We start from the raw sequence: 24,006 nt of genomic DNA on the forward strand, positions 1-24,006 counted from the left end.
CCCTCACTCTGCCGTCGCGCCCTCCACGACACCAGAGTCGATGCGCCGAGATGACGGCTCCACGGGACGAGCGGTACGGATCGCGACGCACATCACAGCGGCCAGGACGCAGAGGACGGCTGCCGCGTACCACGCGAGGTCGTAGGTGCCCAGCTGGTCGCGCACGAGACCGGCCCCGAGCGCGGCGACCGCGGCGCCGAGCTGGTGCGAGGCGAAGACCCAGCCGAACACGATCGGTGCCCGCTCACCGAACGCACTGCGGCACAGCGCGATCGTCGGCGGCACGGTCGCGACCCAGTCGAGTCCGTAGAAGAGGATGAAGGCGAGCATGTTGACGTGCAGGTCGTCGCTGAAGAGCGACGGCAGCAGGAAGAGCGAGGCGCCGCGCAGCGTGTAGTACGTGGCGAGGAGGGCGCGCGGGTCGACCCGGTCTGTGAGCCAGCCCGAGAAGACCGTGCCGACGACGTCGAAGACGCCGACGAGGGCGAGCAGGCCGGCAGCGGTGGTCGTCGGCATGCCGTGGTCGTGGGCCGCCGGGATGAAGTGGGTGCCCACGAGGCCGTTGGTGGACATGCCGCAGACCGCGAAGCTGCCGACCAGCAGCCAGAAGACGCCGGTGCGGGACGCGTCGCGCAGCGTGCCGAGGGCGAGGTGGACAGGGTGCCCGGTGGGCCGCGGCGGGCGCGCCACCGACGTGCCCTCGGGGGTACCGTACGCGGCGAGGCCGAGCACGCTCGGGTGGTCGTGCAGCTTCCACAGCACGAGCGGGACCACGGTCAGGGCCGCGGCCGCGGTGGCGATGGCCGCCGTGCGCCAGCCGTGGTGCTCCGCGAGCCAGGCGAGCACGGGCAGGAAGATGAGCTGCCCGGTGGCGCCGGCCGCGGTGAGGATGCCCGTGACGAGGCCGCGGCGGGCGACGAACCACCGGCCGGTGACGGTGGCGACGAGGCCCATCGACATGGCCCCGGTGCCCATCCCGACGACGATGCCCCAGCACAGCACCAGCTGCCACGACTGGGTCATCCAGATGGGCAGCAGCGAGCCGAGGCTCACCAGCGCCATCGCGACCGCGACGACCCGCTGGATTCCGAGGCGCTCCATCAGGGCCGCCGAGAACGGGGCCGCGAGCCCGAAGAGGACGAGGTTCACCGAGACGGCGCCGCCGATGACGCCCATCGGCCAGCCGAACTCGTCGTGGAGCGGCGTCATGAGGACGCCGGGGGTCGAGCGGAAGCCGGCGGCGCCGATGATGGTGAGGAACGTGACGACGGCGACCCACCACGCGGGGTGGATGCGGCGGGTCCGCGAGGGCGCGTCGACGGTGCGGTCGGTGAGGGTCACGGGGCAACTCTGCGGCATACGTGGTCGACGACACGAGTGGCCGGACGGACATCGTGTGAAAGAATCCGGCCATGACCCGGACCCCGGCCACTCGGCCTCACCTCGTCGTCGTGCTCGCCCTCGACACCGTCATCGGCTTCGAGCTGGGTCTCGCCCACCGGTTCCTCGCCTCCTCCGCCCTCGACCCCGGCTGGCCCGGCGAGCCGACCGGCTCGGCGCCGCCCTACGACGTGCGCATGGTGACGGTCGACGACGGGCCCGTCCGCACGTCCGCCGGCTACCAGGCTCTGCCCACCGACCCGAACACGCTCGTGGCGCAGGCCGACACGATCGTCATCCCGGGGATCAACGGCTCGATCATCCACGACGGCGCGCTCCCCGACCCCCTCGTCCGACTGGCGGCCACGGCACGGCCCGGCGCGCGCTGGCTCTCGATCTGCACCGGCGCGTTCGTGCTCGCGGCGCTCGGCAAGCTCGACGGTCGGGAGGCCACCACACACTGGTGCCACGCCGACGCCTTCCGGCGGCTCTTCCCGCAGGTGCTCCTCACGCCCGACGTGCTCTACGTCGACCACGGCGACGTGCTCACCTCGGCCGGGAACGCCGCCGGCATCGACCTGCTGCTCCACGTGCTCCGCTCCGACCACGGCTCCGAGGCCGCGAACAGGGTGGCCCGGGGTGCGGTGGTCGCGCCGTGGCGCGCCGGCGGCCAGGCCCAGTTCATCGACCGTCCGGTGCCCGACGAGTCCGACGCCGGCACCGGGCCGACCCGGGCGTGGGCGCTCGAGCGGCTCGACCAGACGCTCTCGCTCGCCGACCTGGCCCGGCACGCGGGGATGAGCGTGCGCACCTTCACGCGCCGGTTCCGCGAGGAGACGGGCGAGACGGCCGTGACGTGGCTGAACCGGGCGCGCGTCGACCGGGCGCGGCACCTGCTCGAGACGACCGACCTGCCCGTCGACCGGGTCGCCGCCGACGCCGGGTTCGGCACGACGGCCTCGCTCCGCCAGCACCTCGCGACGGCGGTCGGTCTCTCCCCGCTCGCGTACCGTCGCACCTACCGCGCCGAGTCCGCCTGACGAAGCGGCCCTCCAGGGGAGCTCGGCGCCCCGTCAGGTGGCGAGCGGTAGGTGCGGGTGCTTCGGCGAGCGTCCCTGGAACGACAGGATGGCCGGGTTCTGGATCTCGCCGCCGCGGATCTCGATGGAGCGTCGGATCGTCGGCGAGGCGTCCCAGGCCTCCGGACCGCCCATGACCGTCGGCAGGAACGGCAGGAGCGCCTCGCTGATCTCCCACGTGGCGGCGTCCCAGAGGTAGCTCGGGCTGTGGTCGACGGCGTAGTAGAGCACGTGGTCCCCGACCATGAAGGTGGGCTCCGTGAAGGTCGTCGGCCTCGCCCAGGTGAAACCCATGCCCTCGTCGCATGACACGTCGACGACGATGCTGCCCGGCGTCATCCGCTTGAGGTCGTCGTCGTCCATGAAGGTGAGTGGGGCGTCGGTGTCCTGGAGCACGCAGTTGACGACGACGTCGTGCTCGGAGAGGAACTCGCCCAGCAGCACCGGACCGTCGTCTGTCACGGCGTGGCTCACCCGCGCCGTGGTCTCGTCGGTGTCGAAGTGCACGATCCGCGCGGAGTGGATCGGCGAGGCCACGGCGGCCTTCTGGCGGTGGGTCAGCACGTCGACCTCGCCGATGCCAAGCGCCTTGAGGGCGGTCACGGCCCCGCGGGCGGTGGCACCGAAACCGATGACGACGGCTCGTCGTTGCGGGCCGTAGTCGCCCGTGATGCCGGCGATCTGCAGTGCGTGCAGCACCGAGCAGTAGCCGGCGAGCTCGTTGTTCTTGTGGAAGACGTGCAGGCTGAACGAGCCGTCCTTGTTCCAGTGGTTCATCGCCTCGAAGGCGATGAGGGTCAGCTGCCGGTCGATGGCGACCTGGGTCAGCTCGGCGTCCTGGACGCAGTGCGGCCAGCCCCAGAGGACCTGCCCGACGCGCAGCGCGGCGATGTCGGCGAGGAGCGGCTTCGGGGCCAGCACGACGTCGCAGCGCTCCACGAGCTGCTCGCGGCCGAGGAAGCCTCCGACGTAGCGCGCGAGCTGGTCGTCGGAGACGCCGTAGCGCTCGCCGTAGCCCCGCTCGAGGAAGACCCGGTCGCGCAGCCCCTCGGGCAGCCGGTCGAGGTGCTTGGGGTGCAACGGCAGCCGGTGTTCGTTCTCCTTGAGGGAGCGGGCCATCACGCCGAGGCTGAGCTGGGCCATGCGCGTACCTCCTGGTGATCGTCTCGCGCTCTGTCCGGGACGAGTTCGTCACCGGTGCCCGCGCAGGGACGACCCCGCCAGCGTACGCGTGTCAGGCCGTCGAGGCGGCGAGCTGCCCGCAGGCTCCGTCGATGTCCTGGCCGCGCGTGTCGCGGATCGTCGTGGGGATGCCGTGGGACCGCAGTCGCTCGACGAAGTTCTGCTCGACACCGGGTCGCGACGCGGTCCACTTCGAGCCCGGGGTCGGGTTGAGCGGGATCGGGTTGACATGCACCCAGCCCTTGCCGCGGGACGCCAGCTTCTCGCCGAGCAGGTCGGCGCGCCAGCCCTGGTCGTTGATGTCGCGGATCAGGGCGTACTCGATGGACACGCGCCGGCCGGTCGCCTCGTAGTAGCGGTGCGCGGCGTCGAGGGCCTCGTCGACCTTCCACCGCGTGTTGATGGGCACGAGCTCGTCGCGCAGCTCGTCGTCGGGGGCGTGCAGCGACAGGGCGAGCGTGACCGGGATGCCCTCGGCGGTCAGCTTGTCGATGCCGGGGACGAGCCCGACCGTCGACATCGTGATGCCGCGGGCCGACATGCCGAGCCCGTCGGGCGCCGGGTCGGTGAGACGCCGGATGGCGCCGATCGAGGCCTTGTAGTTGGCCAGGGCCTCCCCCATGCCCATGAAGACGACGTTGCTGACGCGCAGCGGGTGCTCGCGGTCCTCGTCGTCGTCGCCACCGGCGAGCTCGCCGCGGCGCAGCGCACGGGCGGCCCAGACCACCTGCTCGACGATCTCGCCGGCCGACATGTTGCGGGTGAGCCCCGCCTGGCCGGTCGCGCAGAACGGGCAGTTCATGCCGCAGCCGGCCTGGCTCGAGATGCAGATGGTGACGCGCTTCGGGTAGCGCATGAGCACCGACTCGACGATCGCGCCGTCGTGCAGGCGCCACGCGTACTTCATCGTCTGGCCGTCGTCGGCGACGCGCTGGACGATCGGCGTGAGCAGCGTCGGGAGCAGGTCGGCGACGAGCTCGGAGCGCACCTGCTTGGGCAGGTCGGTCATCTGCTCGGGGTCGTCGACGAGCCGCTCGAAGTAGTGAGTGGAGAGCTGCTTGGCGCGGAAGCCCTTGTGCCCGAGCGCCTCGACGGCCTCCTTGCGCTCGGCCGGGCTGAAGTCGGCGAGGTGCCGTGGGGGCTTGCCACGCCGCGGAGCCTTGAAGGTCAGCTGGCCCGGCACGGGTCGTGCAGTCGTCGGCTCGGGGAGCGCCACGGGGGCGGGTGCGGCGGGAGTCTCAGTCATGGCTCCCCCATTCTCTCAGGTGGAGTCAAAACCGGCCGTATGCCGTCGCGCTCGGTCACGTTGAGCCGTGCCGACGCGCCGACGCGCCGACGTGCCGACGTGCCGACGTGCCGACGTGCTCTCAGCTGGGTCGGGCCGCGAGCAGCGTGAGGACGGCCCAGACGATCGGCGCGACGACGACGAGCGAGTCGAGCCGGTCCATGACGCCGCCGTGCCCGGGGAGGACGTGCGACATGTCCTTGATGCCGAGGTCGCGCTTGATGAGCGACTCCATGAGGTCGCCGACGGTCGCCGCGATCGCGACCCCGATGCCGAGGGCGATGCCGATCCACCACGCGTGACCGAGGAAGAAGTGCACCGTGAGCGACCCGCCCACGACGCAGAAGAGCACCGAGCCGGCGAAGCCCTCCCACGACTTCTTCGGGCTGATCGACGGCGCCATGGGGTGCTTGCCGAAGAGCACGCCGGAGGCGTAGCCGCCGACGTCGCTGCACACGGTCGTGATGAGGAAGACGAACACGCGGCCGACGCCGTCCTCGGGGGCGAGCAGCAGCGCGGCGAAGCCCACGAGGAAGGTGGGGTAGGTCGCGATGAAGATGCCGCCCATGACGTCGCGTCCGGCACCGTCGAGGTTGCCGGTGCCGCGCCACAGCACGACGGCGAGGCAGGTCAGCGCCCAGGCGACGACGAGGCCGCCGGGGCCGTGCACGTAGGCCGCCCAGAGCACCCCGGCCATGCCGATGACCGGCGCGACGAGCGGCGCCTGCACGGCGGCGTGGCGCAGGGCTGCCCGCAGCTCCCACATGCCCACGGCGACCGCGAGGCCGACGAGGGGCAGGAACGACTCCTTGCGGATGAGCAGCGTGGCGACGATGAGCACGCCCAGGCCGACGCCGACGCCGATCGCCGCCGGCAGGTTGCGCCCGGCGCGGCTCTGCTTCTTCTCGAGCACCACCTCGGCCGGCAGGCCGGCGAGCTCGTCGAGCCTGGGGTCGTAGGGCACCGGGTCGAGCGGCCCGGGCGCGCCGTCGGCGGCCGGCTCCGCGCGGCCCGGGACGACGGCGCCCCGGTCCGCGGGATCCGACGAGGATCCGGACGGTGATCCGGACGGTGATCCTGACGGTGAGTCGGTCGTCATCATCGGGTCGAACGTCGAGGTCACACCTCGAGCAGCTCGGTCTCCTTGGCCTTGACGAGCGAGTCGACGAGGTCGGTGTGCTTCTTGGTGAGCCCGTCGAGCTCCTTCTCCGCACGCGAGCCGTCGTCCTCGCCGACCTCGCCGTCCTTGACGAGCTTGTCGAGGTCGGTCTTGGCCTTGCGGCGGATGTTGCGCACCGAGACGCGCGCCTCCTCGGCCTTGTGGTTGGCGAGCTTGATGTACTCGCGGCGGCGCTCCTCGGTGAGCTCGGGCATCACGCAGCGGATCTGGTTGCCGTCGCTGCTCGGGTTGACGCCGAGGTCGGAGTCACGGATGGCCTTCTCGATCTCGTGCATCGCCGACTTGTCGAACGGGATGACAAGGATGGTCCGCGGCTCGGGGTTCTGGAACGAGGCGAGCTGCTGCAGGGGCGTCGGGGCGCCGTAGTACTCGACCGTCAGCTTGTTGAACAGGCCCGGGTTGGCCCGCCCGGTGCGGATGCCCGCGAAGTCCTCCTTGAGGACCTCGACGGCCTTGTCCATCTTCTCCTCGGCCTCGAACATCGTCTCTTCGATCATGGCTCTCTGGCTTCCTCGTCCCTCGTCGGCGGGTGAACAGGGTGGTTCGCGGTGGTCGGCGGTCGTGCCGGGTGGTGCGGTGCGGTGAACGGCTGGCGGGTGGCTGGTGCCCGTCGCGGTCAGGCGTTGGTGACCAGCGTGCCGATCCTCTCACCGAGGAGCGCGCGCGTGATGTTTCCCGCACCCTCCATGCCGAAGACGACCATGGGCAGCTTGTTCTCCATGCAGAGGCTGAACGCTGCGGCGTCGACGACCTTGAGCCCCTCGACGATCGCGTCGTTGAAGGTCACGGTGTCGAGCTTCTTCGCGTCGGGGTTGGTGCGCGGGTCGGAGTCGTAGACGCCGTCGACTCCGTTCTTGGCGATGAGCACGGCGTCGCACTTGATCTCGAGGGCCCGCTGCGCGCTCACGGTGTCGGTGGAGAAGAACGGCATGCCGGCGCCGGCGCCGAAGATGACGACGCGCCCCTTCTCGAGGTGGCGGATGGCGCGGCGCGGGATGTAGGGCTCGGCGACCTGCTGCATCGCGATCGCGGACTGCACGCGCGTCTCGATGCCCTCCTTCTCGAGGAAGTCCTGCAGCGCGAGGCAGTTCATGACGGTGCCGAGCATGCCCATGTAGTCGGCGCGGGTGCGGTCCATGCCGCGCTGCTGCAGCTCCGCGCCGCGGAAGAAGTTGCCGCCGCCGATGACGACGGAGACCTGCACGCCGCCGCGCACGGCGTCGGCGATCTGCTTGGCGATGCCGGACACGACGGCAGGGTCGAGGCCGATGCTGCCGCCGCCGAACACCTCACCGGAGAGCTTGAGCAGAACCCGGTGGAAGGGGGTCTTCTGGGCGTCGGTCATGGCTCAGGGCCTCCTCGTGGGCAGCGTTCAGGCGGTCGGTCGATCTTTCCACATCAGGTCGGCATCGTCCGCATCGAGGGGCCACGAGGGCGCGAGGGCCGACGGGGACGCCGCCTGCGGGCGAACGTTCACTGGCGGGCCGCCCGGGCCAGCACCTGCGGCAGCGCCGCGGCGAGCCGTGCGTAGTCGTCCTCGTCGTTGTACGGCGCCGCCGCGAGGCGCAGGTAGCCGCGTCCGCCGATGGCGACCGGCGGCACGACGACGCCGGCGGCGTGCAGGTGCTGCCACAGCGCCTCGGCCGACTCCGTCGTCGTGGCCACGCCCTCCGGCAGCGCGACGAGGCGCAGGCAGGGGGCAGCAGGTATGCCGCCGTGCGGGCTCTCGGTGCCCAGCGCGGCGCGCACGTGGTCGGCCCCGCGCACGAGCAGGTCGGCGTTGCGGGCCACCTGCTCCCAGCCACCGAGGGCGCGCCAGGCCTCGAGGCCGTCGGGGACGGCGACCCACGCGGAGTGGTCGACGGTGCCCTGCAGGTCGAAGCGCTCGGGGTAGGGCAGGCCGTGGCTCCACGACGTGACGAGCGGGCGCATGCTCTCGCGGTGCTGGGCGGCCACCCACAGGGCGGCGGCGGCCCGTGGCGTGTAGGCCCACTTGTGCAGGTTGCCGGCCCAGAAGGCGACCCCGAGGGCCTCGATGTCGAGACCGGGGAGGGCCCCGGGCGCGTGCGCGGCGTCGACGAGCACCGGCACCGGGGCGACGGCCGCTGAGACCTCGGCCACGGGCAGCAGCAGCGCCGTCGGCGAGGTGATCTGGTCCACGACGACGAGCCGGGTGCGGTCGGTGACCGCCGCCGCGAAGGCTGCGGCCACCTCGGCGGGGTCGGCGTCGACCGCGAACTCCGCCGTGCGCAGCGTCGCACCGCGGGCCTCGGCCGACCATCCGGCGGTGAGGTAGCCGTGGTTGCTCACGACGACGTCGTCGCCGGCCCCGACGCCGAGTCCCTGGAGCACGACGCCGACCGCCTCGGTGACGTTGCGCAGCAGGGCGGTGGACTCGGTTCCGAGCCCCAGGAAGGCCGCCGCCGTGGCGCGGGCGTGCGCGAGCAGCTCGGGGAGCTCGTCGCGGAACGCGCGCATCGGAGCCCGCTCGATACGGCCGCGGGCGGCGTCCTGGGCCTCCCGCACGGCGCGGGGCACCGCGCCGAACGCGCCGTGGTTGAGGTGGGTCAGGGCCGGGTCGAGCTCGAACAGCTCGGCGATGTCACGACGCACCCGGCCCATCCTGCCTCAGGGCGTCGGGACCGCCCCCATGAGGGCGGGACACGCCGCGGCCTCGCTCTGGGTCAGCGGCGCCGGCGCCACCGACACCTCCCGCGAGCGGCCGAGGTTCCACGAGAGCAGGTCCTCCCGGGCCGCCCGGGCCTCGATCGTCGACGGCAGCACGATGCAGGCGGACAGGTTGCGTGGCAGGCCCGCGACGATCGTCGGGGTCGCGTCGGGGCCGAGCGTGCGCAGGTACGCGGCGTCGATCTTGCCCGTCGCGGCATACCGGTCGATGTTGTGCCGGGCCACCCACGCCTCCGGGTTGAGGATGCCGCCGACGAGCACGAACACGGCGGCCGACATGAGGGCCGCACGCGGCAGCCACCACCCACGGAGCCGGATGCCGGCCACCGTCACCAGCACGACGAGCAGACCCAGCCACAGCTCGAAGGCGTCCACCAGCACGCGCAGGACGGTGAAGCCGTACGCCTGCTGGTAGAGGTCCATGCGATGCAGCGCGGAGCCGACGACGACGAGCGTCAGCGCGCACAGCGTGCCGAGCACGACGCGGAGGACGAGACGGTCGCGGGCGGTCGCACGAGGCGCCTTGCGCGCGGCGATGGCGATCGTCAGCAGCGTGAGCACCGTGGCGAACGTCAGCTGCCCGAAGCCCTGGTGCACGTAGTCGGCGTACGTCAGGCCCGTCGTGCGCTGCACGTAGTCGTGACCGCCGAAGAGGGCGGCGGCCTGCGCCACGACGAACGCGACGAAGAGCGCGACGACGAGTCCCACCGGCACGACCCACTCGAAGGTGCGCGCGACAGGGCGACCGGCGGGCAGGGCGACCCGCTGGACCCTCGGCGGGTTGAGCGCGACGTAGGCGGCGGCGAGCAGCGCGCCACCCATGACGAAGCCGACGAAGAACCGGAACGTCAAGCTGTCCCAGGCGAGCTGGGGCACGAGGGCGCTGGCCCACGAGCCGAAGATCGCGTCACCCGAGGCGAAGAGGCCACCGAAGACGACCAGTGCGACGAGCGAGATCGCCGCCGTGCGCACGATCGGCCACACGATGCCGACGCGGCTGGTGGCGCTGATGCTCCGACCGAGCAGCGGCAGGCCGCGGAGGGCGGCGAGCGGCCACGAGGCGGCGCCCGCGACCATGGAGAGCAGCCCCCTGGCCCCGGTCAGGGCCGTGGTCACCAGGAGGATCCCGAGCAGGACGGCGAGCACCAGGAGCCACTCGGTCGACCGCAGCACCGCGAGCGAGGCGAGGCCGACGCAGACGGCCGACGTCGCGACCGTCCACGGCCGGCGTCGCTCCTGCGAGGTGCGCCAGAGCACGACACCACCGACCGTGAGCACGAGGAACAGGGCCACGCCCATGTCGCGGTACGGCAGCACCACGGCGGCCAGGACGCCCACCCCGACGCAGGTGAGCAGCAGCCTCACCTGGGGGCCGACGCCGGTCTCGGGCCACAGGTCGCCGAAGACCGAGTCGAGCAGCGGCTTCGGCGCGCCGACCGGCACGGAGCCGTATGCCGTGGGGCCGCCGGCTGCGGCCCGCCCGCCCGGAGGGACGGCTGGGGACGATCCTGCTGTGGCGGGAGTCGGGACGGGCACGACGCTCTCCTTGCTGCTGGTCGGTGTGCTGTCGGCAGGGCTGTCGGCAGGGCTGCCGGCAGGGCTGCCGGTGGGGATGTCAGTAGGGATGTCAGTAGGGATGCCCGCGGCGGCGCTCGTCGGCGCGCTCGTGGTGGCGCTCGGCCCGTCGAGGGACGGGGCGGCATACGTGGTCGGGATGGTCGCGGGCCGCGGGGTGCGGGGCAGGACGGCGCGGATGCGGGCGCCGCGCTCCCCCGACGGCGTCGGCAGGGCCGCGATGGAGCCGCCGTGCAGCTCGCACACCCAGCTGGCGATGGCGAGCCCGATGCCCGTGCCACCCCCGGCGTCGTCGCCGGAGCCGAACCGGTCGAAGACGCGCTCGGCGTGCTCCGGTGCGATGCCGGCGCCCTCGTCGGAGACGAGCAGCCACCAGCGGTCGTCGCCCTCCGGTCCGGCGCTGACGGTGACGGTGCCCCCGGTGGGGCTGTGCCGGTCGGCGTTGTCGAGCAGGTTGGCGAGCACCTGGTGCAGGCGGGCGGCGTCGGCCGTGACGGCGAGGCCCTCGGGCACTTCGACGACGTGGACGGTGCCGCGACGCGAGACGCCCGCCTCGGCGACGGCGGTCTCGACGAGCTCGCGGACGTCGAGCGTGGCCAGGGCGAGCGGGACCCGCCCGCCGTCGACCCGGCTGAGGTCGAGCAGGTCGCCGACGAGCGCGCCGAGCCGCTCGGCCTGCGCGAGGGCAGTGCGCAGCACGGCGTCGTCGGGGCGGACCACGCCGTCGACGAGGTTCTCGAGCAGCGCCTGCTGCGCCGTGAGCGGGGTCCGCAGCTCGTGGGAGACGGTTGCAACGAGCTGCCGACGCTGCCGGTCGGCGTCCGCGAGGTCGGCGGCCATCGTGTTGAAGGCGGCCGAGAGCGTGCCCACCTCGTCGGTTGCGGTGGCCGTGACCCGTTGCGAGTAGTCGCCGGTCGCCATCCGTGACGCGGCCGCCGTCATCTCGCGCAATGGCGAGGTCATACCGCGGGCCAGCCACTGGGTGACCCCGAGGGCCGCGACCACGGTCACCGGGACGGTGAGCCAGATCGGCACCTCGGCGCGGTCGCCGATCTCGGACACGAGGATCGCCGCGACGATGCTGACCGCGACGAGCAGACCGAGCTTGACCTTGATCGAGCGGATGGCATCGAGGGGGCGGTCGGTGTTCACGGGGTCTCGTCCGCGTGCGCGCTCGCCGCGCGCGTCGTGCCGTCGGAGTCCGCTGGGTCGGCCTCGAGGGCGTAGCCGACGCCGTGGACCGTGCGCACGCGGGCGGCGCCGATCTTGGCCCGCAGGGACTTCACGTGGCTGTCGAGGGTGCGCGTGCCGCCGGCGTCGGCCCAGCCCCACACGTCGCGCATCAGCTCGTCCCGGCCACGGACGGCGCCGGGCTCGGCGGCGAGGGCGAGGAGCAGGTCGAACTCGAGCGGCGTCAGGTGCACCTCGGCCCCCCGCACCGAGACGCGGCGCGACCCACGGTCGACGCCGAGGTCGCCGACGGACAGGACCGGTGGCTGCTCGGCCGCGAGCAGGCGGGCGCGTTCGACCCGCCGCAGCAGGGCCCGGATGCGGGCGACGGCCTCTCGCATGCGGAACGGCTTGGTGACGTAGTCGTCGGCTCCGACGCCGAGACCCACGAGCAGGTCGGTCTCGTCTGCGCGGGCCGTGAGCATGAGCACCGGCACCGGCCGGTCGGCTTGGATGCGGCGGCACACCTCGAGACCGTCGAAGCCTGGCAGCATGAGGTCGAGGACGACGAGGTCTGGCTCGTGCTGGCCGTAGGCCTCGACGGCGCCGGGGCCGTCGAACGCCTGCACGACCCGGAACCCTTCTGCGACAAGGCGATCCGTGACCGCCTGGTTGATGGTCGGGTCGTCCTCCACGACGAGCAGCGTCGTCTGCGAGGGCGCGTTCGACCAGCGCTCCGTGTTCCCCTGGCTCATGCCTCCGACTCTAGGAGCGTGCAGCCGGAGGGCGCGGGTGCGACGTGTGGAGATCGTGTGAAGGTCGCTCTGCCACAGCCGGCTCGCGCCCCGTCGGCGCCTTCGTGCCTCAGATGAAGAGCAGCTGCGCCCCGTCGGTCAGCTCGATGAAGTCGGACGCCGAGATGATGCCCTCGACATCGTCCCGCAGGTCGGCCTCGGTGAGGTGCTGCATGTCCGCCGACATCCGGCACGCCCACAGGTGCCCACCCGATGCCACGATCTGGTCGAGGAAGTCCGGGACCTCGGGCACGTTCAGGTCGGCGATGGCCTTCTTCATCTGGGACGTCGCCAGGTGGGTCATGCCCGGGATGCCGCCGAGCCCCTGGGGCAGGTGGGTCGCGGTGTTGCCGAGCATCGTGAACTTCAGGTGCCCCGACGTCTTCCGGTTGATCATGTCGAAGCCCCAGAACGTGAAGAACAGGTGGGTCTCGACGCCCTCGCCCAGGGCGGCGTTCGCGAGGATCAGGCCCGGGTAGGCCATGTCGAGGTTGCCCTTGCTGCAGATGATCGCGAGCTTGCGGCCCTGCGCCTCGGGGGCGTCGAACATCGGCACGATGGGCGTCTGCGTTTCGGTCCGGGTGGTCATCACACGCATCCCTTCGGCTTGGGAAGTCCCGCGACGTAGGCCATCTTCTTGGCGGGCTTGCCCGGGAAGAGGTCGAAGAGGGACTTGACGGGCGTGCCGGTCTGGGTGCTGACGCGACGCAGCGTGGCGGTCTCGCCGTGGTGGGCGAAGTCGTCCCGGAGGAACCGGACGAGCCGCCAGTGCTCGTCGGTCAGCTCGATCCCGATGACCCGGCCGAGCTCGCGGCCGAGGTCCTCCGACCACTGCTCGGGCCGGGTGAGGAATCCCTCGTCGTTGACCTCGACGGCATGGCCGGCGATCGTCGTGGTGGGCATGGTGGCGCTCCTTTCACGCGCTCACGCGGCGGGGACCTTCCCCGCCATGGACATCTGCGCGGGCAGGCCGAGGGGTCGTCCGGGGAGCAGCAGGTTCCAGTAGAGGTGACGGAACGCGAGCTTGCCGAGGTGGTTCGCACGCGACTCCTTGAGCAGCCGCATCGGTCCGAGGTGCGGCAGCGGGAAGGTGCCGGTCAGCGGCTCGGTGTCGTAGTTGAAGTCCAGCAGCATCGCCTTGCCGCCGCCCGACTCGACGAAGCAGTTGGCGTGCCCGTCGAATCGGCGCGTCATCGGCCGGCCCTGCACGTGCTCGACGAAGTTGTCGACGAAGACCTCGACGGAGAAGTGGGCGACCGACCCCGCCTTGGACGTCGGGATGTCACTCGCGTCACCGAGCACGAAGATCGAGGGGTGCTCGCTCGAGAGCATCGTGTGCTTGTCGACCGGCACGTAGTTCAGCTCGTCGCCGAGTCCCGAGCGGGCCACGAAGTGGGCGCCCATGTTGAGCGGCACGGTGACGAGCTGGTCGTAGGACACCTCGCGCTCGTCGTAGGAGACGAGGGCGCGCCGGTCCTGGTCGATGCGCTCGACCATGAAGTCCGTCTCGAGGGTGATGCCCTTGTCGGCCAGCAGGTGCCCCAGCTCACGGCTCGCCACCGGCTTGGTGAAGGCGCCGTCGAGCGGGGTGACGTACACGATCTCGGTGCGGTCGCGCAGGCCCCGGCGGCGCAGGAAGTCGTCGGCGAGGAAGGTGAACTCGAGCGGGGCGACGGGGCACTTGATGGGCAGCTCGGTGACGTGCACGACGAGACGGCCCCCCGTGAAGCCGGCCAGCGACCTGCGCAGCGCCAACGCGCCCTCGTAGGTGTAGAACTCGCCGACGCTGCGGTGCCACTCGGGCCCCAGCATCCCCGGCGTCTTGTCGGGTCGGGGCGAGGTGCCGGAGGCGATGACGAGCTCGTCGTAGCCGATGGTGCGGCCGTCGACGAGAGCGACCTGGCGAGCCTCCGGGTCGACGCGGTCGACGTCACCGAGCACGAGCTCGACGCCGTCGGCGATGAGGGTGTGGCGGCTGCGGCGGACCTGCTCCGGCTCGATGAGCCCGAACGGCAGGAAGAGGTAGCCCGGCTGGTAGTCGTGGACGTCGTCACGGTCGACGACGGTGATACGCCACTCGCTGGTGGGGAGGCGGTGCCTCAGCTTGTTCACGACCATGGTGCCGGCCGTGCCCGCTCCCAGAACCACGAGTGACCTCATGGTGGTGGTCATGCTCCGAAGGTACCCCCATGGGTATATGGAGCGCTGTGAACCAGCAGACATGCCACCTGTGATGTGCGAGACAACCCCTGTCCCGCAACCCGATCGGGCGTCCGGCCGGGTCAGCCGGGGCTGAGCCACCGAGAGAACAGGCGGGTCACGAACGGCAGGAAGACGTACGTCATCCACGGCGTCGCGACCAGGGTCGTCACGAGCACGCGCAGCGCCGGCGGCCAACCCTCGGCAAAGGGCATCAACAGGTAGGTCAGGGCGAGGCTCGTCGGGAAGAAGGCGAGCCAGATGACGCTCGCCTGCTTCCACCGCGGCGGCGCCGCCTGAACCGGACCACCGGCCGCCTCCACCGAACGCGACGCCGGCTCGTCGAACCAGCCCTCGATGCCGGTGCGGTACTCGGTCCTGCCGTGCTCGACGAGGTCGGCGGCCGAGCGAAGCCAGCGGATGCGCTCGGGCGAACGCTCCCAGGCCTCGAGGTGCCCCCGCGAGGCGAACCGGTAGAGCATGTGCCAGTCGGCGACGCCGGAGCGCACCCAGCCCGCACCGAGGAACCCGTCGAAGCGCTCGGCCATCGAGGTGCCGGCGTGCACCCACGCCAGCATGAGCAGCTCGTCCTCCGGTGCGACCCGCCGGGTGATGGCGACGGTCAGCGGTCCGGGCGCCGTGACGGTGTCGTGGGGCGCGATGCCCATGAGTCCTCCTCTGGTCGAACGTGTTCCGGTGGAGATGCCTGAAAGGCCCCCGAGACGCGACGATGCCGGCCGCCCCGACTGGGGCGACCGGCATACGTCGTCGTGCTGCGCGGCCCGCGGTGGCGCCGAGTCAGCGGAGCCGGCGAGTCGGTGAGGTCAGGACCTCACTGGCCGACGCGGAAGCGCGCGAAGGACTTCGCCGAGGCGCCGCCCTCCTCGAGCACCTTGGCAACCGTCTTCTTGGGCTCCTTGGCGAACGGCTGCTCGAGCAGGACGTTCTCCTTGAAGAAGCCGTTGACGCGACCCTCGATGATCTTCGGGAGCGCAGCCTCGGGCTTGCCCTCCTCCTTGGCCGTGGCCTCGGCGACGCGACGCTCGTTCTCGACCGTCTCGGCCGGAACCTCGTCACGCGTGAGGACGGTCGGGCTGAACGCCGCGATGTGCATCGCGACGTCGCGGCCGACGGACTCGTCGCCACCCTCCAGCGCCACGAGGACACCGATCTGCGCGGGCAGGTCGGGGCTCGTCTTGTGGAGGTAGGAGACGACCTTGTCGCCCTCGAGGCGCGCCACGCGGCGGACCTCGATCTTCTCGCCGATGGTCGCGTTGGCCTCGTCGATGAGCTCCTGGACGGTCTTGCCGTCGTCGAGCGTGCTCTTGAGGAGCGAGTCGGCGTCGGTGGCGCCGGCCGCGACGGCCTGCGCGAGGACCTGGTCGGCCAGGGCGATGAACTTCTCGCCCTTCGCGACGAAGTCGGTCTCGCAGTTGACCTCGACCAGGGTGCCGACGCCGTCGGTGGCCGAAGCCGCCACGAGGCCGTTGGAGGCCGAGCGGCCCTCACGCTTCGTGACGCCCTTGAGGCCCTTGACGCGCAGGATCTCGATGGCCTTGGCGCGGTCGCCGTCGGCCTCGTCGAGCGCCTTCTTGACGTCCATCATGCCGGCGCCGGTCTGCTCGCGCAGCGCCTTGATGTCAGCGGCGGTGTAGTTCGCCATGCTCTGTATCGCTCTTTTCCTCAGATGTGGATGACTCGAAGTGGCTGGTAGAGAAGGACTCAGGCCTTCTCGGCAGCAGCCTCGGCCGGAGCCTCGGTGGCCTCGGTGGCCTCGGTGGCCTCGGCGGCGGGCGCCTCGGCCTGAGCCTCAGTGGCCTCAACGGCCTCGGTGGCCTCGGCGGCCTCAGCGGGCGGAGCCTCGGTCGCAGCGGCAGCCTCGGCGTAGAGCTCGCGCTCCCACTCCGCCAGCGGCTCCTCGGCCTGCGCGTCGCCACCGGACTTGCCGGAGGAGCGCTGGACGAGGCCGTCGGCGACGGCGTCGGCGATGACCCGCGTCAGCAGCGTGACGGAGCGGATCGCGTCGTCGTTGCCGGGGATCTTGTAGTCGACCTCATCGGGGTCGCAGTTCGTGTCGAGGATCGCGATGACCGGCAGGCCGAGCTTGCGCGCCTCGTCGACCGCGAGGTGCTCCTTCTTCGTGTCGACGATCCAGACGGCCGAGGGGACCTTGGCCATCGTGCGGATGCCGCCGAGGGTCTTCTCCAGCTTGTCCTTCTCGCGCTTGAGGATGAGCAGCTCCTTCTTCGTGTAGCCCGAGCCGGCCACGTCGTCGAAGTTCAGCTCCTCGAGCTCCTTGAGGCGCGTGAGGCGCTTGGAGATCGTCTGGAAGTTGGTGAGCATGCCACCGAGCCAGCGGTGGTTGACATACGGCATGCCGACGCGCGTCGCCTGCTCGGCGATGGGCTCCTGGGCCTGCTTCTTCGTGCCGACGAAGAGGATGGTGCCGCCGTGGGCCACGGTCTCCTTGACGAACTCGTAGGCGTTGTTGATGTACGTCAGCGACTGCTGGAGGTCGATGATGTAGATGCCGTTGCGCTCGGTCATGATGAAGCGCTTCATCTTCGGGTTCCAGCGACGGGTCTGGTGCCCGAAGTGGACGCCGCTCTCGAGGAGCTGGCGCATGGTGACGACGGCCATGCCGTGTTCTCCCTTGTGTCGTTGTTGTCAGTTGTGCGTGGGCCGGTCACCGCGAGTCGGTCACGTGCGGGCACGCGATCGCCGTACGGCATACGGCCTCACTCCTGGCGCCTGACGCACCCCGCCCCGCCCGGAGGTGGGGACTGCCGTGGTGCGACCCGGTCGGAGAGACCGGCAGTAGACGCGCGAATTTCGGTCCCGTGCGACGAGCACACGTGACCGCCGTCCATCGTACGGCCTGACCCGGGTGGTGGAGAAATCGGAGCGACCAGACAGAATGGCCCGCATGGTGGACTGGCTGGCGATGATCCCGGCCTTCGTCGTCCTCTCGGTCGTGCTGCTGCTCCCGGGCTGGCTGCTGGTGCGCGCCCTGGGCGCTCGCGGGCTCGAGGCGCTGGCCGTCTCGCCGGCCGTGTCGACCGGTCTCATCGCCGCCTTCGCGACCCTCGCGCAGCGTGCCGGCGTCCGCTGGGGGCTGCTCCCCCTTGCCGTCGTGACGCTCGCGGCGGTGGGTGTCGCACTGCTCGGCATGCGGCTCTTCGGCCGCCACGACCCCGACCTCGGCACGGCGCGGCGCTTCCTCGGTCGACCCCGCCCCGACGCCGTCATCGCGATCGGCATCGGTGTCGTGCTGGCGCTCGCGACGATCCTGCCGTCGATCGGCCGTCCCGACGAGCTCGTCGACAGCCCCGACGCCGTCTACCACCTCGACCGCATCCGCACGTTCCTCGAGACCGGCAACTTCTCGATCGTCAACCCCACCTTCTACCCCAACGGTTTCCACGCGTGGATCGCGACGAGCCTGCTGCCGGGCGTCGCCGACGTGCTGCCGGGCACCAACGTCGCGACCGTGGTGCTCGCCGCGCTCGTGTGGCCCGTCGGCTGCGTCGCCCTCGTGCGCCACGCCCTCGGCACCTCGCGCCTCGTGACGTATGCCGCCGGGTTCGCCTCCGCCGCCTTCATCGCCTTCCCCACGTCCCTCCTGGGGTGGGGCGTGCTCTGGCCCAACCTCATGGCGACCGCGCTCACCCCGGGCGCGCTCGCGCTGATGCTGCAGGCCGCTCGGTCCAGGCGCATCGGGCAGTGGCTCGGCTTCGTCGCCGCGCTCCCCGGCCTCGCGCTCATCCAGCCGAACGCCCTCGTCGCGCTCGTGCTCTTCGCGCTCGTCTGGTTCGTCGCCGCGCGCCTGCGCGCCGGGCTGCTGCACCACCTGTCGTGGCCCGCGGTGGCGCGCGACCTCGCCGTCGTCGCCGTCGTCGGCGTCGCGGGGCTGGTCGCCGCGCCGGGGGTGTCGGCGCGGCTCGCCTCGACCCAGTCCTACGAGTGGAACGACCGCGTCTCCGTCTGGACCGCCCTCGTCGAGGTCGTCGGCGGACGGCTGCAGATCTCCAGCGTGCTCTGGGGCCTTGTCGTCCTCGTCGCGCTCGGCATCGGCTGGATCGCCGTGCGGGCCCGTGCGGCGGTCCCCGTCGTCGCGATGTGGCTGGCGTGCGTGGCCCTCTACGTCATGGCCGCGTCGTCGAGCGCCTCCTGGACGGCGCTCGTCACGGGCTACTGGTACAACGACAAGGTGCGCCTGGCCGCGCTGGCCGCGGTCCCGGGTGTCGTGCTGGTCGCAGCCGCGGCGCCGGCCCTGCGCGAGGTGCTGCGCCGTGCACCGCGCGTCGGGGCCCGACTCGAGGCCCGGCCCGTCGCCACGGCGCTCGTGGCCCTGCTCGTCCTGCCGGTGCTCACGCTCGGTCTCAACGCGGCCACCCGCCACCGCATGCTCAACGGCTTCTTCCAGCCCGGCTCACCCGACCGCGTCATCCTCGGCTACGACGGACAGGACTCGCTGCATCGCCTCAACGCGCTCATCCCCGCGGGGCAGGGTGTCGTCGGACGGCCCGAGAACGGCACGCCGCTCATGTGGGCCCTCTTCGGCACCAACACCCTCTACCGCTCGATCCCCATCCCGACGACGGGCGACGAGATCCTCATCGGCACCGGCTTCGACAACCTCTCCGGACGCCCCGAGGTGTGCGAGGCCCTGTCGCGCCACGACATCCGCTGGGCGATCGGCTCGAAGCACGTCTACTGGCTCGACCGTCCCGAGCGCAGCTCCGGCCTCGACGACCTCGACGCCAACGACGGCGTCGAGAAGGTGCGGACCGACGGCGACTACACCCTCTACCGCATCACGGCGTGCGGTCTGGGCGACCGCGCGCCGGCCTGAGCGCGGGCAGCCGAGCCCGCCGCACGGCATACGCAAGCAGGGCCCAGTGGGGGCGGGGACGAGTTCGCGTACCCAATTGCGGACAAGCTGTAACACTTCGGCAGGACCCACGATGGTGGGGGTGCAGCCCCCACCGAGACCCCTGACCGGGTGGGTGCTGCTGGTTCGCGGCACGGCCCCCTCCACAGCACCTCGCGAACCCACGAGAGCCCCCGCCCCTTCCGGGCGGGGGCTCTCGTGTCGCGCCACCGCCCGCCGACGCGCTCCCCCGCACGTGGCTACTCTCGGGCCATGGCCTCGCCGCTCATCCAACGCATGCAGCCCTTCGGGACGACGATCTTCGCCGAGATGTCGGCGCTCGCGGCGCAGACGGGCAGCATCAACCTCGGCCAGGGCTTCCCCGACACCGACGGGCCGGCCGAGATGCTCGCGGCGGCGAAGGGCGCGATCGACGGTGGGCGCAACCAGTACCCGCCCGGCCCCGGCGTCCCCGAGCTGCTCGCCGCGATCGCCGCCCACCAGCAGCGCTTCTACGGCCTCGCGCTCGACCCTGCGTCGCAGGTGCTCGTGACCGCCGGAGCCACCGAGGCGATCGCCGCGGTCGTGCTGGCGCTGTGCGAGCCGGGCGACGAGGTGGTCACCTTCGAGCCCTACTACGACTCGTATGCCGCGACGATCGCCCTGGCCGGCGCCACCCGCCGTACGTCCGTGCTCCGGTTCCCCGACTTCTCCGTCGACGAGGCGTCGCTGCGGGCAGCCTTCTCGTCGCGCACGCGGCTCGTGCTGCTCAACACGCCGCACAACCCGACCGGCAAGGTCTTCACGCGCGACGAGCTCGAGCTCGTCGCGGCGCTGGCGCGACAGCACGACGCCTGGGTGGTCACCGACGAGGTCTACGAGCACCTCGTCTTCGACGACGCGGAGCACGTGCCGGTCGCCACGCTGCCCGGCAGGTTCGACCGCACCATCACCATCTCCTCGGCGGGCAAGACCTTCTCGGCGACCGGCTGGAAGGTCGGCTGGCTCTCGGGCCCGGCCGAAGCCGTCGCTGCTGCACGCACCGTCAAGCAGTTCCTCACCTACGTCGCGTCCGGGCCGTTCCAGCCTGCCGTGGCGTTGGCCCTCGGACTCGGCGACACCGTGTATGCCGGCCTGCGCGACTCGCTCCAGGCCAAGCGCGACCTGCTGTGCTCGGCGCTGGAGGCATCCGGACTCGAGGTCTCCCGCCCGGCCGGCACCTACTTCGTCATCGCGGACGCCGCGCCCCTGGGCGCCGTCGACGGGCTCGAGTTCGCGCGGCGCCTGCCCGAGATCGCCGGCGTGGTCGGTGTCCCGGTGTCGGTCTTCCACGACGACCAGGACGCGGCTCGCACGCTCATCAGGTTCGCCTTCTGCAAGAAGGACGACGTGCTGCTCGAGGCGAGTCGCCGGCTGGCCGCTGCCGGGAGGTCCTGAGCGGACGTCTGGCAGCTGCTCGGGCACCGATGTCCACAGCCCCTCGCCGAATGGGGGGCTCGTCCACAACGGTGGGGTGCCACGGCAGCGGTGACGCCTGCGGACCGCAGCATGGGTTTCATGACGATCGGCTCGCTCCTGCTCACGGCGGTGGTCGCTGCGGCCTCGGTGACGGCCACCATGACCGTCACCGCGGCGAGCACGGCTGAGGTGACGGCGGCCACGCCTCGAGCGGCGGCAGCGACCAGGGTCATCACGGCGAGGGCAACAGCGGTGCCGGCCTTGGTGGGCGGGCAGCTCGCGCGTTCGGCTGCGACCGCAGCGTCGCCGACCGCTCCCCTGGCTGCCTCTCGCTGGGCCTGGCCGCTCGAGCCGACGCCGTCGGTGGAGCGCCGGTTCGACCCGCCCGACCAGCCGTGGTTGCCGGGCCATCGAGGAGTCGACCTGGCAGCGGTGTCGGGGCAGTCGGTCCACGCGCCTGCCGCCGGCACCGTGACCTTCGCCGGGTCGCTCGCGGGTCGCGGCGTGCTCGTCGTCGCGCACGACGGAGGACTGCGGAGCACGTTCGAGCCGGTGGACGGCGCCGTCGCCGTCGGCGCGCGCGTGGCACGCGGCCAGGTCGTCGGCGTCGTCACCTCGACGCCGGGCCACTGCGCACCTGACGTGTGCCTGCACTGGGGCGTGCGCCGTGGCGAGACCTACCTCGACCCGCTCGCCTTCGTGGGGCGCGCGCGGGTCGTCCTCCTGCCGCTCTGACACCTCCCGCGACGGCGCGGCGCGCGCGTCCGCCTACTCGCGGACGACCGTCGGTCCGCGTGCCGGTACCGTCGCACCGACCACCAGGCCGCCGGCGCGACGGCTCAGGCGCGCGGGTGGGCCTGCTCGTAGCTGCGCCGCAGCCGGTCGACCGAGACGTGGGTGTAGATCTGGGTCGTGGCGAGGCTCGCGTGGCCGAGGATCTCCTGGACCATGCGCAGGTCGGCCCCGCCCTCGAGGAGGTGGGTCGCGGCGCTGTGGCGCAGGCCGTGAGGCCCGAGATCGGGCGCGTCCGGCAGGTGCGACAGCAGCTCGTGCACCGCGGCACGCACCTGACGAGCGTCGACGCGACGACCCCGCCGACCCAGGAAGAGCGCCGGGCCAGAGTGCTCGCCGACCAGCTTCGAGCGGACCGCGAGCCACGCCTCGATCGCACGGCCGGCCGGCGCGCCGAAGGGGACGATGCGCTCCTTCGCGCCCTTGCCCATCACGCGCACGACACCCTGCGACAGGTCGAGGTCGTCGATGTCGAGCGCTGCGAGCTCGCCGACCCGGATGCCGCTGGCGTAGAGCAGCTCGAGCACGGCACGGTCACGCACGTGAATGGGGTCGTCGTCGTCGGCCCGGGTCGCGGCGAGGTCGAGCAGCTCGGTGGCCTCGGTCTGCCGGAGCACGCCGGGCAGCGAGGCGCGCCGCTTCGGAGCGACGAGCCGCAGGGACGGGTCGCTCGGGATGCGGCCGGTGTGCTCCGCCCACCTGAGGAAGGTGCGAGCCGAGGCCGCGCGCCGGGCGATGGTGGCCCGGGCCGCTCCCGCGTCGGCCTGCACTCCCAGCCAGGAACGCAGGTCGCCGATGCGCAGGTCCGCGACCTCGTCGATGCCCCGCTCGGCCGCGAAGGTGAGCAGGTGGCGCACGTCGCCGAGGTAGGCGCGGCGCGTGTGGACGGAGCGACCGCGTTCGGCGCCGAGGTGTCGCGAGTAGGCGTGCAACAGCTCCGAATGGCGCTCGAGCACGTCAGGCCCGGAGCCGGTCTCGCTGTCAGCCACATCCGTCACTCCCGCACCATGACAAAAGCCAGCGCCCAAGGCAAGCGACGAGATCCCGACAGGCCCATGCCACCCCCGCAGCCCCTCCCGGCGGGCCCTCTCGATCTCTGCGAACGCCTCGTCGAGAAGGCGATCCGTCCGGATCCGCCGATCGGACGGATCGCTTTCTCGATCACGGAGTCCGTCGATCGAGAGAACGCTCCGTCCCGATCTGGGGCCGGAGTGTTCTTTCGATCGAGGGTGGGCGTCAGCCGGCTCGGGGTTTGCGTTGCGGGCGCTTGCGCCAGGTGCCCGCTGACTCGGTGACCAGCCCGAGCTGCTCGAGGCGGCCGAGTGCCGCACGCACCGTGAGGGTGGCGTGGGCGGCCGACCGCACGATGTCGTCGAGCGGGACGGCCGAGCGGAACGGCACCGCCTCGAGCACCGCCGCGTCGACCGGTTGGAGGTCGTCGCCGGGGCGGACCGGGCCGCGGCCCGGCTCGACCGCATCGTCACCCAGGTCACCGACGAGGTCGATCACCTCGTCGACCGACGTGACGAGGACCGCTCGGCCGTTGCGCAGCTCCTCGTGGCAGCCCGCCGACATCATCGAGGTGACCGGGCCCGGGACGGCCCCGACGGGCCGGCAGGCCGCGACGGCGTGGGTGACCGTGTTGCGCGACCCGGACCGGAGGTCGGCCTCGACGACGATGGTGCCGCGGGTCAGCCCGGCGATCAGCCGGTTGCGGGCCAGGAACCTCGACTTCATCGGAGCCGAGCCGGGGGCCACCTCCGCGATGACGAGGCCGTCGGCGGCGATCCGCGAGATGAGAGCGGCGTGGCCGGAAGGGTAGGGCCGTTCAACCCCGCCGGCGAGCACCGCGACAGTTGCGCCGTCGACGGCGAGCGCCCCGCGGTGGGCGGCTCCGTCGATGCCGAAGGCTGCGCCGCTGACGACGGTCCAGCCCCGGCGAGCGAGCCCCGCGGACAGCTCGGTGGCGAGCTGCTCGCCGTACGTCGTGGCCGTGCGCGACCCCACGACCGCCACGGACCGCTCGACCGTCTCGGCGAGGTCGAGCCGGCCCCGGACCCACAGGCACCACGGCGGCACCGGGATCGTGTCGAGACGCTCGGGCCACTCCGGGTCACCCGGCACCACGAGACGCGCCCCCACCTTCGCGGCGATGTCGAGGTCTCGCTCGGTGTCGAGCACCGCGAGCCTCGCACGGAATCTCGCGAGCGTGCCCACGCCTGAGCGCACCTGCTCGAACGCCTCGACGGCGCCGTGCTCGGTGACGAGCTTGTGGACCTCGCCGTCGGCGGGCTCGACGACCCGCGACAGCGCCGCACGGGCGCGCCGGTCAGGCTCCATGCACACCTCGC

The 24,006-nt window shown here is 72.0% G+C and carries 21 protein-coding genes; 4 read left to right on the plus strand and 17 right to left on the minus strand.

Annotated features, from left to right (window positions below; all coding sequences use genetic code 11):
• Positions 1-3: 3 nt before the first annotated feature.
• Positions 4-1,359 carry an MFS transporter gene (locus tag ACXR8F_RS12140; protein ID WP_458800747.1) on the minus strand — a complete coding sequence of 452 codons (1,356 nt, stop codon included), beginning with the start codon at positions 1,357-1,359 and terminating at the stop codon, positions 4-6.
• A 53-nt stretch (positions 1,360-1,412) separates the two neighbouring features.
• Here ACXR8F_RS12140 and ACXR8F_RS12145 point away from each other — a divergent pair, with 53 nt between their 5' ends.
• The gene (locus ACXR8F_RS12145; RefSeq protein WP_458800749.1) at positions 1,413-2,420 is read left to right on the plus strand and encodes a GlxA family transcriptional regulator; all 1,008 of its coding nucleotides are present in this window, start codon (positions 1,413-1,415) and stop codon (positions 2,418-2,420) included.
• Between the two features lie 33 nt (positions 2,421-2,453).
• Here ACXR8F_RS12145 and ACXR8F_RS12150 read toward each other — a convergent pair whose 3' ends face one another.
• From ACXR8F_RS12150 to rpsB, 14 genes are all read right to left on the minus strand, one after another.
• A complete protein-coding gene (locus tag ACXR8F_RS12150) occupies positions 2,454-3,602 on the minus strand; it encodes a N(5)-(carboxyethyl)ornithine synthase (RefSeq protein ID WP_458800751.1) in 1,149 nt (382 codons plus the stop codon).
• Between the two features lie 91 nt (positions 3,603-3,693).
• Positions 3,694-4,887, minus strand: coding sequence for a 23S rRNA (adenine(2503)-C(2))-methyltransferase RlmN (gene rlmN / locus ACXR8F_RS12155; protein ID WP_458800753.1), 1,194 nt, complete (start codon positions 4,885-4,887; stop codon positions 3,694-3,696).
• Positions 4,888-5,008: 121 nt separating this feature from the next.
• Positions 5,009-6,049, minus strand: coding sequence for a phosphatidate cytidylyltransferase (locus ACXR8F_RS12160; protein WP_458800755.1), 1,041 nt, complete (start codon positions 6,047-6,049; stop codon positions 5,009-5,011).
• The gene (gene frr / locus ACXR8F_RS12165) at positions 6,046-6,603 is read right to left on the minus strand and encodes a ribosome recycling factor (protein WP_045191693.1); all 558 of its coding nucleotides are present in this window, start codon (positions 6,601-6,603) and stop codon (positions 6,046-6,048) included. The genes ACXR8F_RS12160 and frr overlap by 4 nt, the downstream gene beginning before the upstream one ends.
• 119 nt (positions 6,604-6,722) lie before the next feature.
• Positions 6,723-7,451 carry a UMP kinase gene (gene pyrH / locus ACXR8F_RS12170; RefSeq protein ID WP_045191692.1) on the minus strand — a complete coding sequence of 243 codons (729 nt, stop codon included), beginning with the start codon at positions 7,449-7,451 and terminating at the stop codon, positions 6,723-6,725.
• A 128-nt stretch (positions 7,452-7,579) separates the two neighbouring features.
• Positions 7,580-8,719 carry an aminotransferase class V-fold PLP-dependent enzyme gene (locus ACXR8F_RS12175; RefSeq protein WP_458800758.1) on the minus strand — a complete coding sequence of 380 codons (1,140 nt, stop codon included), beginning with the start codon at positions 8,717-8,719 and terminating at the stop codon, positions 7,580-7,582.
• A gap of 15 nt (positions 8,720-8,734) precedes the next feature.
• Positions 8,735-11,521 carry a DUF4153 domain-containing protein gene (locus ACXR8F_RS12180; protein ID WP_458800760.1) on the minus strand — a complete coding sequence of 929 codons (2,787 nt, stop codon included), beginning with the start codon at positions 11,519-11,521 and terminating at the stop codon, positions 8,735-8,737.
• Complete coding sequence (locus ACXR8F_RS12185; protein ID WP_458800762.1) at positions 11,518-12,294, minus strand: response regulator; 777 nt, start codon at positions 12,292-12,294, stop codon at positions 11,518-11,520. The genes ACXR8F_RS12180 and ACXR8F_RS12185 overlap by 4 nt, the downstream gene beginning before the upstream one ends.
• A gap of 109 nt (positions 12,295-12,403) precedes the next feature.
• Positions 12,404-12,922: a DsrE/DsrF/DrsH-like family protein gene (locus ACXR8F_RS12190; protein ID WP_458800764.1), complete on the minus strand. Its 519-nt coding sequence runs from the start codon at positions 12,920-12,922 to the stop codon at positions 12,404-12,406.
• Positions 12,922-13,236 (minus strand): TusE/DsrC/DsvC family sulfur relay protein, encoded by a 315-nt coding sequence (locus ACXR8F_RS12195; RefSeq protein ID WP_458800766.1) that lies wholly within the window; start codon positions 13,234-13,236, stop codon positions 12,922-12,924. The genes ACXR8F_RS12190 and ACXR8F_RS12195 overlap by 1 nt, the downstream gene beginning before the upstream one ends.
• 21 nt (positions 13,237-13,257) lie before the next feature.
• Positions 13,258-14,505 (minus strand): type III sulfide quinone reductase, selenoprotein subtype, encoded by a 1,248-nt coding sequence (gene sqr, locus ACXR8F_RS12200; protein WP_458800768.1) that lies wholly within the window; start codon positions 14,503-14,505, stop codon positions 13,258-13,260.
• Between the two features lie 110 nt (positions 14,506-14,615).
• Positions 14,616-15,200 carry an antibiotic biosynthesis monooxygenase gene (locus tag ACXR8F_RS12205; RefSeq protein ID WP_458800770.1) on the minus strand — a complete coding sequence of 195 codons (585 nt, stop codon included), beginning with the start codon at positions 15,198-15,200 and terminating at the stop codon, positions 14,616-14,618.
• Between the two features lie 164 nt (positions 15,201-15,364).
• Positions 15,365-16,195, minus strand: a complete 831-nt coding sequence (tsf, locus tag ACXR8F_RS12210) for a translation elongation factor Ts (protein WP_045191683.1) — start codon at positions 16,193-16,195, stop codon at positions 15,365-15,367.
• Between the two features lie 59 nt (positions 16,196-16,254).
• Positions 16,255-17,172 carry a 30S ribosomal protein S2 gene (gene rpsB / locus ACXR8F_RS12215; RefSeq protein WP_458800773.1) on the minus strand — a complete coding sequence of 306 codons (918 nt, stop codon included), beginning with the start codon at positions 17,170-17,172 and terminating at the stop codon, positions 16,255-16,257.
• Between the two features lie 286 nt (positions 17,173-17,458).
• On the opposite strand from rpsB, the gene ACXR8F_RS12220 reads away from it, so the two are divergent.
• The 3 genes from ACXR8F_RS12220 (at position 17,459) to ACXR8F_RS12230 (ending at position 21,598) form a co-directional block, all read left to right on the plus strand.
• Entirely contained in the window at positions 17,459-19,387 is a 1,929-nt protein-coding gene (locus ACXR8F_RS12220) for a DUF6541 family protein (RefSeq protein ID WP_458800775.1), read from the plus strand.
• A gap of 291 nt (positions 19,388-19,678) precedes the next feature.
• Positions 19,679-20,842 carry a pyridoxal phosphate-dependent aminotransferase gene (locus ACXR8F_RS12225; RefSeq protein WP_458800777.1) on the plus strand — a complete coding sequence of 388 codons (1,164 nt, stop codon included), beginning with the start codon at positions 19,679-19,681 and terminating at the stop codon, positions 20,840-20,842.
• A 120-nt stretch (positions 20,843-20,962) separates the two neighbouring features.
• Positions 20,963-21,598 (plus strand): murein hydrolase activator EnvC family protein, encoded by a 636-nt coding sequence (locus ACXR8F_RS12230; RefSeq protein ID WP_458800779.1) that lies wholly within the window; start codon positions 20,963-20,965, stop codon positions 21,596-21,598.
• 104 nt (positions 21,599-21,702) lie between these two features.
• Here ACXR8F_RS12230 and ACXR8F_RS12235 read toward each other — a convergent pair whose 3' ends face one another.
• Positions 21,703-22,644 (minus strand): tyrosine recombinase XerC, encoded by a 942-nt coding sequence (locus ACXR8F_RS12235; RefSeq protein WP_458800821.1) that lies wholly within the window; start codon positions 22,642-22,644, stop codon positions 21,703-21,705.
• Between the two features lie 247 nt (positions 22,645-22,891).
• A complete protein-coding gene (gene dprA, locus ACXR8F_RS12240; protein WP_458800781.1) occupies positions 22,892-23,995 on the minus strand; it encodes a DNA-processing protein DprA in 1,104 nt (367 codons plus the stop codon).
• Positions 23,996-24,006: the final 11 nt, after the last annotated feature.

It is taken from the genome of Terrabacter sp. AAH1 (assembly GCF_054456855.1).